The organism is Streptomyces sp. NPDC059455, assembly GCF_042750115.1.
GTDB lineage: Bacteria > Actinomycetota > Actinomycetes > Streptomycetales > Streptomycetaceae > Streptomyces > Streptomyces endocoffeicus.
Genome location: NZ_JBHYVB010000265.1, coordinates 1 through 13208, shown reverse-complemented (window position 1 = coordinate 13208; position 13208 = coordinate 1). Strand labels below are relative to the sequence as shown.

2 protein-coding genes are annotated in these 13208 nt (G+C 73.0%); both read left to right on the top strand.

Annotated features, from left to right (window positions below):
- Window positions 1-2403: SDR family NAD(P)-dependent oxidoreductase (locus ACFXB5_RS48125; RefSeq protein ID WP_385220966.1), on the top strand; the 2403-nt coding region annotated here is incomplete at its 5' end.
- 26 nt (window positions 2404-2429) lie between these two features.
- On the top strand, window positions 2430-13208 hold a 10779-nt coding region (locus ACFXB5_RS48120), incomplete at its 3' end, for an SDR family NAD(P)-dependent oxidoreductase (protein ID WP_385220964.1).

Here is a 13208-nt window from a genome sequence, read left to right as displayed (position 1 = left end):
CAAACCACCATCACCGGCACCCTCCGCCGCGACGACGGCGGCCCCCACCGCTTCCTCACCCACCTCGCCGAACTCTCCACCACCGGAACACCGGTGGACTGGGCAGCCCTGTTCGCCGGGTCCGGGGCCCGTAGGGTGCCGCTGCCCACGTACGCCTTTCAACACCGGCACTACTGGCTGGAGCCCGCCAGGACACCGACGCGGGCCGAGACCGCCGACAGCTCCCTGTGGGCGGCCATCGAGGGCGGAGACGCGCAGTCCCTGGCGCGGGATCTCGAGGTGGACGCGGCGGCGCTCGGCACGGTGCTGCCCGCGCTGGCCACCTGGCGCCGCCGCAGCCGGGAGGACTCCCTCACGGACGCATGGCGGTACCGGGTCGGCTGGACCCGAGTGGCCGCCGGCGATCCGCGGCTGTCGGGCCGGTGGCTGGTGCTGGTCCCGTCCGTACGGGCCGGTTCGGCGCGGGTCCGCGCGGTGCTGGACGGACTCGCCACGCGGGGCGCGGAGGTAGTGGCCGCCGAGGTCTCCGAGAGCAGTCGGGAGGCGCTGGGCGACCAGGTCAAGTCGGCGGACGGCTGTGCCGGGGTGGTGTCCCTGCTCTCGTGGGACGACCGCGCCGACACCGAGTACGGCACGGTGTCCGTGGGCACCGCGGCCACGCTGGCGGCGGCGCAGGCGTTGCGCGACCACGGCGTCACCGCACCGCTGTGGTGTGTCACCAGTGGCGGGGTCGCGGTGGCCGGTGAGGCGGCCGACCCGGTGCAGTCGGCGGTGTGGGGGTTCGGCGCCGTGCTCGGGCTCGACCACCCGGACACCTTCGGCGGCCTGATCGACCTGCCGGCCGAAGGAGCGGGTGGCGACGAGGAGTTGCCGGACGGGCTGTTCGCGGCGCTGTCCTCGCCGGAGGGAGAGGACCAGCTCGCGGTGCGCGCCGACGGGCTCTTCGCCCGCCGGATGCTGCGGGACCGGGACGGCTCGGACAGCGCCTGGAAGCCGCGTGGCACCGTGCTGGTCACGGGCGGCACCGGCGGGCTCGGTTCACATGTGGCGCGCTGGCTCGCCGCGAACGGGGCGGACCATGTGGTGCTGCTCAGCAGGCGGGGCGGTGCCGCGCCGGGTGCCGCCGAACTGGTGGCGGACCTGGCAGATGTACAGGTCACGGTCGCCGCCTGTGATGTGACCGACCGGGACGCCATGGCCGCGGTGCTGACGGAGGCGGAGCGGACACATCCGCTGACCGCCGTGGTGCACACCGCCGGTGCCGGGCTGCTCCCTGCTCCGGTCACCGAGGTGACCACCGAGGAGTTCGCCGCCGTGACGGGGGCGAAGGCGCGTGGCGCGCTGGTGCTGGACGAACTCGTGGGCGACCGGGAGCTGGACGCGTTCGTGTTGTTCTCCTCAGGCGCCGGTGTCTGGGGCAGCGGCGGCCAGGCCCCGTACGCGGCGGGCAACGCGTTCCTCGACGGGCTCGCGCAGCGCCGCCGCGCCCGGGGTCTCGCGGCCACGTCGGTGGCGTGGGGCGGCTGGGGCGGCGGTCTCGGGATGATCGACGCCGATGGCGGCGACCAGTGGCGTCGTATCGGCGTCCTGCCGATGGACCCGGCGCCCGCGCTGCGTGCGCTGGCGCGGGCCGTGGGCGGTGGCCCGCCGAATGTGATCGTCGCCGACATCGACTGGGCGCGGTTCGTGCCGGGATACACGATGGCCCGGGAGCGGCCGCTGCTGCGGCAGTTGCCCGAGGTCGCCGAGATCCTGGCGGCGGACGCGCCGGGCGGGGGCGGGTCGCGGCGCGAGGTGCTCCTGGACAGCCTGGCCGAGCTGACCGGCCCGGAGCAGGAGGCGTTCCTGACCGACCTGGTGCGGCGCGAGGCGGCGGCCGTGCTCGGGCATGCCGACGGTGACGCGGTGGAGCCGGAGCGCGCGTTCAAGGACACCGGGTTCGACTCGCTGACCGCGGTGGAGCTGCGTAACCGGATCAACGCGACCACCGGGCTCCAGCTCTCCGCCACGGTGGTTTTCGACTATCCGAAACCCACCACGCTGGCGAGGAAGCTGCGTACGGAACTGGTGCCCACCGCGGGCGAGACCGCCGACGGGACCGTGGACGGGCTCGGGGACGGGCTCGCCAACGGGCTCGCGGACGGCGGGGCCCCTGGCGCGATGGGCCGCGAGCGGGAGATCCGGCGGGTGCTGGCCTCGGTCCCGTTGCGCCGCTTCCACGAGCTCGGGGTGCTGGACGCGCTGGTGCGCCTCGCGGACTCCACGGCCGGTGAGCTGGACGAGCTGAGTGGCCTGAGCGACCTGAGTACCGCCGCCGAGGCGGACACCTCCGCGATCGCGGACCTGGACGCCGACGAACTGGTGAGCCGGGCGATGCGCGGCACGACCTTCGGAAACGACTGACGCCGCGGTTGCGGAGAGGAGTACACATGGCTGCGTCCCGGGAAGACCTGGTCAAGGCGCTGCGTAGCTCGCTGATGGACGTCGAGCGGCTGCGGCGGGAGAACGACCGGCTGATCGCCGAGTCCACCGAACCCGTGGCGATCGTGGCGATGGCGTGCCGGCTGCCGGGCGGGGTGACCGACCCGGAGTCGCTGTGGGAGCTGGTGGCCGAGGGCCGGGACGCGATCGGCCCGTTCCCCACGGACCGCGGCTGGGACCTGGAGACACTCTTCGACCCCGATCCGGACGCCGTGGGCAAGTCCTATGTGCGCGAGGCGGGATTCCTGGAGGGTGCGGGCGGATTCGACGCCGCGTTCTTCGGGATCTCCCCGCGCGAGGCCCTGTCGCTGGACCCGCAGCAGCGGCTGCTGCTGGAGACCGCGTGGGAGACGTTCGAGCGGGCGGGGTTGGATCCGCGGTCGGTGGAGGGCCGGGACATCGCGGTGTTCGCCGGGGGCAGCGGCCAGGGGTACGGCGGCGGTCCGGGTGACGCGCCCAAGGGCCTGGAGGGCTATCTCGGGGTCGGCGCCTCCGGCAGTGTCATCTCCGGACGCGTGTCGTACACGCTCGGGCTGACCGGACCCGCCGTGACCGTGGACACCGCGTGCTCCTCCTCGCTCGTGGCCACCCATCTCGCCGTACAGGCGCTGCGGTCCGGCGAGTGCTCCATGGCGCTGGCCGGTGGTGTCGCCGTCATGGGCCAGCCCACCGCCTTCGTGGAGTTCTCCCGCCAGCGTGGCCTGGCGCCCGACGGGCGCTGCAAGTCGTTCGGCGAGAGCGCGGACGGCACCACCTGGTCCGAGGGTGTCGGGCTCGTGCTGCTGGAGCGGCTGTCCGACGCCCGCCGCAACGGCCACGACGTCCTGGCCGTCATCCGGGGCACCGCGGTCAACCAGGACGGCGCGAGCAACGGCCTCACCGCACCCAACGGCCCCTCCCAGGAACGGGTGATCCGCCAGGCGCTGTCCAACGCGGGGCTGACGGTGGCCGATGTGGACACGGTCGAGGCCCACGGCACCGGCACCGCCCTCGGCGACCCGATCGAGGCCCAGGCGGTTCTGGCCACGTACGGCCGGAACCGCCCGGAAGACCAGCCGCTGTGGCTCGGCTCCCTGAAGTCCAACATCGGCCACGCGCAGGCCGCCGCCGGGATCGCGAGTGTCATCAAGACGGTCATGGCGTTACGGCACGGTCGGCTGCCGAAGACCCTCCACGCCGAAGAGCCCACCTCCAAGGTGAACTGGGCCACGGGCGCGGTGTCCCTGCTCACCGAGGGGCGGGCGTGGCCGGAGACGGGACACGCACGCCGCGCGGGCATCTCCTCCTTCGGCGTCAGCGGAACGAACGCGCATGTCATCCTCGAGCAGGCCCCGGAGGGGAACACCGCCGAACGGCCGGAGGAGGAGTCCGCCGAGCCCGGTCCGGTCGCCACCGGCCACGTCGTGCCGTGGGTGCTCTCGGGCCATACGGAGGCGGCGCTGCGGGCCCAGGCCGTCCGGCTGCTGACCCATGTGCGGAAGACGACCGCCGACAGCGCGCGGGATGTGGGCTGGTCGCTGGCCACCACCCGGACCCTCCACGACCACCGCGCGGTCGTGCTGTGCGCCGATGCCGAGGAGGCCGTCGCGGGGCTGGAGGCGGTGGCCGCGGGCGCGTCCGCCCGGTCGGCGGTCACCGGGTCCGTGGCCTCCGGGAAGGTCGCGGTGCTGTTCACCGGCCAGGGCAGCCAACGCGCCGGAATGGGCCGGGAACTGCACGGCCACTATCCGGTGTTCGCGCGGGCCTTCGATGACGTATGCGCCCAGTTCGACGACCTGCGCGCTGGAGATGGCGACGCGGACGGAGACGGAGACGGGGACGGAGACGACAAGGTCTCGCTCGCCGAGGTGGTGTTCGCCGAGGAGGGGTCGGCGAGGGCGGCGCTGCTGGACCGGACCGAGTTCACCCAGCCCGCGCTGTTCGCGCTGGAGGTGGCGCTGTTCCGGCTCGTGGAGTCGTGGGGGGTGCGCCCCGCGTATGTGCTGGGCCACTCGATCGGCGAGGTGGTCGCGGCCCATGTGGCCGGGGTCCTGTCCCTGCCGGACGCCTGCACACTGGTGCGGGCGCGCGGGCGGCTGATGCAGCGACTGGACGCGACCGGGGCGATGGTCGCGGTGGAGGCGGCCGAGGACGAGGTCGTCCCCCTGCTCGCGGGGAAGGAACACCAGGCCTCCATCGCCGCGGTCAACGGCCCGACGTCCGTGGTCGTCTCCGGCGACGAGGACGTGGTCACGGCGGTGGCGGAGACGCTGGCGCGGCAGGGCCGCAAGACCAAGCGCCTCGTGGTCTCGCACGCGTTCCACTCCCCCCACATGGACGGGATGCTGGACGCGTTCCGCGAGGTGGTGTCCCGGCTGACCTACGCGCCTCCCCGGGTCCCCGTGGTGTCGAACCTGACCGGCGGGGTCGCGGATCCCGAGGAGCTGTGCACCCCGGAGTACTGGGTGCGGCATGTGCGGGGCGCGGTGCGGTTCCTCGACGGTGTCCGCGCGCTCGCCGACGCGGGCGTACGCACCCATCTGGAACTCGGCCCGGATGGGGTGCTGACCGCGATGGGCCAGGACTGTCTGCCGGACGCGGCGGCGGATCCGGAGGCGGGCGCGGGCGCGTATGCGGTGGCGGAGACGGGCGCGGTCGCGGGTGCGGTGGCGGACGGGGCGTTCGTACCGTCCCTGCGTCCGGGTGTCCAGGAGGCCCAGGCGGTGCTGGCCGGGCTCGCCGGTCTGTATGTACGCGGTGTGCCGGTGGGCTGGGACGCGTTGTTCGCCGGGTCCGGCGCCCGGCGCGTCCCCCTCCCGACGTACGCCTTCCAGCATGAGCACTACTGGCTGGAGCGGGCCGCCGGGTCCGGCGATGTGGGCGCGGTGGGCCTCGGGGAGGCGGGCCACCCGCTGCTGGGCGCGGTGGTGCAGCTGCCGGAGACGGGCGGTGTGCAGCTCAGCGGGCGGCTGTCGGTACGCGCCCAGCCGTGGCTGGGCGAACATGTCATCTCCGGTGCGGTGTTGGTGCCCGGTACGGCGATGGTGGAGCTGGCGGTGCGCGCCGGGGACGAGACCGGCACCCCGGTGCTGGAGGAGCTGGTGATCGGGCAGCCGATGACGCTGCCCGCCGACACCGCCCTGAGCGTCCAGGTCGTCGTGGGCGCGGACGAGGGCGGGCGGCGCACGGTGCGGATCTACTCCCGCGCCGACGGCGGTACGGACTGGACCGAGCACGCCACCGGCACGCTCACCGCGCAGCTACCGGCACCGCGGGACGGGGCGGCCGGCGAGTGGCCGCCCGCCGAAGCCGAGCCGATCCCGGTGGCGGACTTCTATCGCTCGCTCGTGGACGCCGGTTACGCGTACGGACCGGCGTTCCGCGGGCTCGTCGCGGCGTGGCGGCGGGACGGTGAGATCTTCGGCGATGTGGCGTTGCCGGAGGCGTACGCCACGGAGGCCGAACGGTTCGGCATTCACCCGGCGTTGCTGGACGCGGCTCTGCACGCGGGCAGCTTCTGTCTGCCCTCCGATCCGGAGCGACAGGTGACCCTGCTGCCGTTCGCCTGGAACAACGTGCGTCTGCACGCGGGCGGCGCGACCGCGGTCCGGGTGCATGTCCGGCCGGTGGGTGACGACGCGTTCGCGGTACGGCTGACCGACGGCTCGGGACGGACGGTGGCCTCCGTGGACTCGCTCACCCTGCGGGCGGTGGACCCGGCCCAGCTGGAGAGCGGCAAAGCCGATGACGCGCTGTGGACGGTCCGCTGGAGCGAACACGCCTCGCCGGAGGGCGGCGCGGTCTCCTGGGCTCCGCTTGGCCAAGCGGAGAGCGGCGAAAGCACCCTTCCCGACGTCCTCGTGGCCGATACGCGCGCGTGGGCCGACGACCTCACCGAGCCGCTGCCCGCATGCACCCGGGAGCTCACCGGCCGCCTGCTGGCGGAGATCCAGCGGTGGGTCGGCGACGACGCGATGGCCGGGACTCGGCTGGCGGTGGTCACCCGCGGGGCGGTCGCCGTGCACGGGGACGCCGAGGTCACCGACCCGGCCGCCACCGCGGTCTGGGGCCTGGTCCGCTCGGCCCAGGCCGAACACCCGGGGCGGCTGGCGCTGGTGGACGCCGACGGCGCGTACGAGGAGCTCTCCGAGCTGCCCGTCGCTGTGTGGTCCGGGGACGAGCCCCAGCTCGCGGTGCGCGGTGGCGCGATGTGGGTGCCACGCCTGGCCCGGGTCGAGCCCGGCCTGCGGGTGCCCGCACAGCCGTCGTGGCATCTGGACTCGCCCGAGTACGGCACCCTGGACAACCTCGCGCTGCTGCCCGACGAGGCCGGAACCGCACCGCTGGAGTCCGGTCAGGTGCGGATCGAGGTCCGCGCCGCCGGGCTCAACTTCCGCGATGTGCTGGTGACTCTCGGCATGTATCCGGGCCGGTCGGTGATCGGCACCGAGGGCGCCGGTGTGGTGACCGAGGTCGGCCCCGGCGTCGGGGATCTGGCCGTGGGCGACCGGGTGATGGGCCTGTTCTCCGGCTCGTTCGGCCCGCTGGCCACCGCCGACGCGCGCACGGTGATCCGGATGCCGGAGGGCTGGTCGTTCGGCACGGCGGCCGGGGTGCCGGTGGCCTATCTGACGGCGCTGTACGCGTTGCAGGACCTCGGGAGGGTCCAGCCGGGCGAGACGGTGCTGGTGCACGCCGCCGCGGGCGGGGTGGGCATGGCCGCCGTCCAGCTCGCACAGCACTTCGGCGCCACCGTCCTGGGCACCGCCCACCCCTCCAAGCACCAGGCCCTGCACCGGCTCGGCGTTCCCGCCGAACGGCTCGCCTCCAGCCGCGACCTCGCCTACGCCGACACCTTTCCCACCGCCGACGTCGTCCTCAACTCCCTCACCGGCGAGCACATCGACGCCTCCCTCGGACTCCTCCGCCCCGGCGGCCGGTTCCTGGAGATGGGGAAGACCGATCTGCGGGAGCCCGGTGAGATCGGGGCGCGGCATCCAGGGGTCACCTACCGGGCGTTCGACCTCGGTGGCGAGGCCCCCGCGGAGCGGGTACGCGAGTTGCTGGGCCAGCTGGTGGAACTGTTCGAGACGGGCCGGATCGAGCCGCTGCCCGTACGGCACTGGGACATCACCCGTGCCCCCGAGGCATTCCGCTGGATGAGCCAGGGCCGTCACACCGGCAAGATCGTGCTCACCCTTCCCCGCGCCCTGGATCCGGATGGCACGGTCCTGGTCACCGGCGGCACCGGAACCCTCGGCGCCACCATCGCCCGGCATCTCGTGGCACAGCACGGCGTACGCCACCTGCTGCTGCTCAGCCGCCGGGGACCGGATGCCCCCGGTGCGGCCGAACTCGCCACCGAACTCACCGAACTCGGCGCCACCGTCCACATCGCCGCCTGCGACGCCGCCGACCGCGACCGACTCGCCGCCACCATCGCCGACATCGACGCCGACCACCCCCTCACCGCCGTGGTCCACACCGCCGGAACCCTGGACGACGGCATCCTCACCGCACTCACCCCCGACCGCCTCGACACCGTCTTCCGCCCCAAGGTCGACGCGATCACCCACCTCCACGACCTCACCCACGACAACCACGACCTGGCGGCGTTCGTGGTGTACTCGTCGGCCGCCGGAGTCCTCGGCGGGCCCGGACAGGGCAACTACTCCACCGCCAACGCCTATCTGGACGGCCTCGCCCAGTGGCGGCGGGCGCACGGGCTCCCCGCCACCTCGCTGGCGTGGGGCATGTGGACGGAGGCCAGTGGTATGACGGCCGGGCTCGGCTCCGGCGATCTGCACCGGATGCGGCGCGGGGGCGTCGTCGGGCTGTCCACCACGGAGGCGCTGGGCCTGTTCGACCGGTCGGTGGCGTCCGGGCTGTCGGTGCTGGTGCCGATGAGGTTCGACCTCGGCGCCCTCGGCGCGGAGGCCACTGAACCCCCGCCACTGCTGCGGGGTCTGGTCCGGCCGACGCGGCGTACGGCCCGGCCGGTGCCGAAGGCCGGTGAAGGCAGCCTCGTCGAGCGGCTGGCCGGGCTGTCGGCGGCCCAACAGGAGCGTGTGCTGGTCGAGTTGATCCGTACAGAGGCCGCTTCGGTGCTCGGGTTTCCCACGGTCGACCCCATCGGGCCGGAACAGGCGTTCCGCGACATGGGATTCGACTCGCTGACCGCGGTGGAGCTGCGCAACCGCCTCAACACGGCCACCGGGCTGCGGTTGCCGACGACGCTGGTCTTCGACCACCCGAGCCCCGTGGCCACCGCCGAGTTTCTACGCGATCAACTGGGCGGGCGTACGGCCGAGGCCACGCCCCGGCCGGTGCGGCGTGACCGGACCGCTCCGGACCAGGCCGAGGATCCGGTGGTCGTCGTCGGCATGGGCTGCCGCCTGCCCGGGGACGTCCGTACCCCCGAGGATCTGTGGCGGCTGGTCGCCGCCGGAGACGATGCCATCGGGCCGTTCCCGCAGGACCGGGGCTGGGACCTGGCCGAACTGTTCGACTCCGATCCGGATGCTCTGGGCAAGTCCTACGTACGCGAGGGCGGTTTCCTCAGCGACGCGGGCGGATTCGACGCCACCTTCTTCGGCATCTCCCCGCGCGAGGCCCTGTCGATGGACCCGCAACAGCGCGTACTGCTGGAGACCGCCTGGGAGACCCTGGAACGCTCCGGGATCGTTCCCACCTCACTGCGCGGGCAGGAGGTCGGTGTCTTCGTCGGGGCGAGTGGCCAGGGATACGGCGTCGGTACGGGCGCGGCGCCGGAAGGCTTGGAGGGCTACCTCGGGGTGGGCGGCGCGACGAGCGTGGCGTCGGGACGGGTGTCGTACACCTTCGGACTGACCGGTCCGGCGGTGACCGTGGACACGGCCTGCTCCTCCTCGATGGTGGCTCTCCACCTCGCCGCACAGGCCCTGCGCTCCGGCGAATGCACGATGGCACTCGCCGGGGGCGTCGCCGTCATGGGCCAGCCCGGCGCGTTCGTCGAGTTCTCGCGCCAGCGCGGCCTCGCGTCGGACGGCCGTTGCAAGTCCTTCGGCGAGGGCGCCGACGGCACCAACTGGTCCGAGGGTGTCGGTCTGGTGCTGTTGGAACGGCTCTCGGAGGCCCGTCGCAACGGGCACGAGGTGCTGGCCATCGTCCGTGGTACGGCGGTCAACCAGGACGGGGCCAGCAATGGCCTCACCGCGCCGAACGGGCCGTCGCAGCAGCGGGTGATACGGCAGGCGCTGGCGAACGCCGGACTGTCCCCCTCGGACATCGACGCCGTCGAAGCCCACGGCACCGGCACCGCCCTCGGCGACCCCATCGAGGCCCAGGCACTCCTGGCCACCTACGGGCAAGAGCGCCGGGGGGACGAGCCGGTGTGGCTCGGTTCGCTGAAGTCCAACATCGGCCACGCCCAAGCCGCCGCAGGCGTGGCCAGCGTGATCAAGATGGTGCTGGCGATACGGCAGGGCACGCTTCCGCGGTCCCTGCACATCGACGAACCCACCACACAGGTGGACTGGACGTCCGGCGCGGTGTCCCTGCTCACCGATGCCCGCCCCTGGCCGGACACCGGCCATCCACGACGCGCCGGGATCTCGTCCTTCGGCGTCAGCGGCACCAACGCTCACCTCATCCTGGAGCAGGCGCCTCAGCCCGAGCCCGAACCCGCGTCGAAGACGGACGAGGGTACGGACACCCCTGGTCTGGTCGCCACCGGCGGCATCGCGCCCTGGGTCCTGTCCGCCAAGTCCCCGGCAGCCCTGCGGGCTCAGGCCCAACGCCTGCTGAGCCACCTGGAATCCGGCGTGGACGCACGCCCGGTGGACATCGGTTGGTCACTCGCCACCACCCGCACCCTCCACGACCACCGTGCCGTCATCATCACCGACACCGAAGCCGACAACGACGCGGCCACGGCTGCTCTCACCGCCCTCGCGACCGGACAACCCCACCCCCGCCTCACCACCGGGCACGCCACCACCCACGGCAAGACGGTCTTCGTCTTCCCCGGCCAAGGCGCCCAATGGGTGGGCATGGGAGCCCGACTCCTCCAGACGTCCCCCGTCTTCGCCGAACGCCTCCACGAATGCGCCGCGGCCCTGGACCCGTACACCGACTGGTCGCTCATCGACGTCATCACCGGCGCACCTCACGCGCCTTCGCTCGAGCGCGTCGACGTCGTCCAGCCCGCCACCTTCGCCGTCGTCGTCTCCCTCGCCGCCCTCTGGCAATCCGTAGGCATCCACCCCGACGCCGTCATCGGCCACTCCCAAGGCGAAATCGCCGCCGCCTGCGTCGCCGGACACCTCACCCTCCCCACCGCCGCCAAAATCGTCACCCTCCGCAGCCAGACCATCGCCCACCACCTCGCCGGACACGGCGGCATGATGTCCCTCGCCACCCCCGCCGACACCATCAACCTCAACCCCTGGCACGGCAAACTCTGGATCGCCGCCCACAACGGCCCCAACGCCACCGTCATCGCAGGCGACACCGACGCCCTCCACCAGCTGCACACCCACTACACCAACCAAGGCACCAGGGCCCGCATCATCCCCGTCGACTACGCCTCCCACACCGGACACGTCGACACCATCAAAGACCAGCTACACGAAGTACTCCACGACGTCACCACCCAACCGGGCACCACCCCCTGGCTCTCCACCGTCACCGGCCACTGGATCGAACCCGACACCCTCGACAGCGACTACTGGTACCGCAACCTCCGCCAACCGGTGCAGTTCGAGCACACCATCCGCACCCTCGCCAACGACGGCTACCGCACCTTCATCGAAGTAAGCCCCCACCCCGTCCTCACCACCGCCATCCAAGAAACCCTCGAAACCACCAACACCCTTCACACCACCATCACCGGCACCCTCCGCCGCGACGACGACACCCCCACCCGATTCCTCACCCACCTCGCCGAACTGTCCACCAGGGGAACACCAATGGACTGGCCCACCGCGTACACCGGATCACAACCCGCCCAAATCCCGCTCCCCACCTACCCCTTCGAACACGAAACGTTCTGGCTGGACCGCGGCGGTCCGGGCGATGTCCGTGCCGTGGGGCTGGAGGACACCGGCCATCCGCTGGTCGGGGCCGTGGTGAGCGTGCCCGACACCGGAGGTGTGCTGCTCACCGGGCGTCTCTCCCTGCGCAGCCACCCCTGGCTGGCCGACCACGCCGTCTCCGGCACCGTCCTGCTCCCCGGTACGGCCATGGTCGAGCTGGCGGTGCGCGCCGGGGACGAGGCGGACACCCCCACCCTGGAAGAGCTGGTCATCAGCCGGCCGATGACGGTGCCGGACGAGGGCACGCTGCACGTCCAGGTGCTCGTCGGTGGCGAGGACCGCGGGCGCCGCAAAGTGGGGGTCTACTCCCGCCCGGAGGGCACACGGCAGTGGACCGAGCACGCCACCGGCACCCTGTCCGGAGGGGCTACCGGCACACTGACCGCTGGGGCCACGGCCGCGCCGCCCGAGGCCGCTCAGCCGTGGCCGCCCGAGGGCTCGGAGCCGGTCGCCCTCGAGGGGTTCTACGAGCACCTGGCCGAGGTCGGGTACGAGTACGGCCCGGCGTTCCGCGGGCTGAGGGCGGTGTGGAGGCTGGACGACGAGGTGTTCGCCGAGGTGTCCGTGCCGGAGGAGCAGACCGGGGTGGCCGGGCGGTTCGGCATCCATCCGGCGTTGCTGGACGCCACCCTGCACGCCGGGAACTTCTGCTTCCAGTCCGATGGTGAGCGGCCCACGATGCTGCCGTTCGCATGGACCGATGTGCGGCTCCACGCCGTGGGCGCCACCGCCGTGCGGGTGCGGGCGACGGTGGCCGACGGGGACGGGCTGTGCGTACGGATCACCGACCCGCAGGGCGTTCCGGTGGCCACGATCGGCTCCCTCCAGCTCCGGGAGACCACACCCGACCAGTTGCGCGCCCTGTCCGCCGCATCGGGCGGCAACGCCCTGTGGGCGGTCGACTGGGCCGAGTGCGGGCTCGGCACCAGGGAAACGCGGTGGGCCACGCTCGGGGAGAGCCGGCTCCCGGATTCCCCGCCGGGCCATGCCGATGTCTCAGAGGTCGCGGAGGCCGTGGAGATCGCGGAGGCAGGAGAGCGGCCCGCCGTGTTCGTCGCCGACGTGTCCGCCTGGGTGCCGGAGAAGACCGGGCCCATCGACCGTACACACGCGCTCTGCGCCCGGGTCCTGGATCTGCTGCGGCAGTGGGTGGACCGGCCCGAACTCGCGGACACCCGCCTGGTCGTCCTCACCCACGGCGCCATGGCCGTCCACGATACCGCCGAGGTCACCGACCCGGCCGCGGCCGCCGTCTGGGGCCTGGTCCGCTCGGCCCAGTCCGAGCACCCCGGCCGTATCCAGCTCATCGACACCGACGACCACTCCCACCAGGCCCTGCCCACCGCGCTCGCCACCGCCGAGGCCCAACTCGCCCTCCGCGACGCCACCGCCTACACCCCGCATCTGACGCCCGCACCCGCCACCACGCCCGAGCCCCTCCCTCTCGACCCCGAGGGAACGGTCCTCATCACCGGCGGCACCGGAACCCTCGGTGCCCTCACCGCCCGCCACCTCATCACCCACCACGGCGCCCGGCACTTGACACTCACCAGCCGCCAGGGGCCCGACGCCCCCGGCGCGACCGAACTCGCCACCGAACTCACCCAACTCGGCGCACGTGTCCACATCACCGCCTGCGACACCGCCGACCGCAACCAACTCACCACCCTCCTC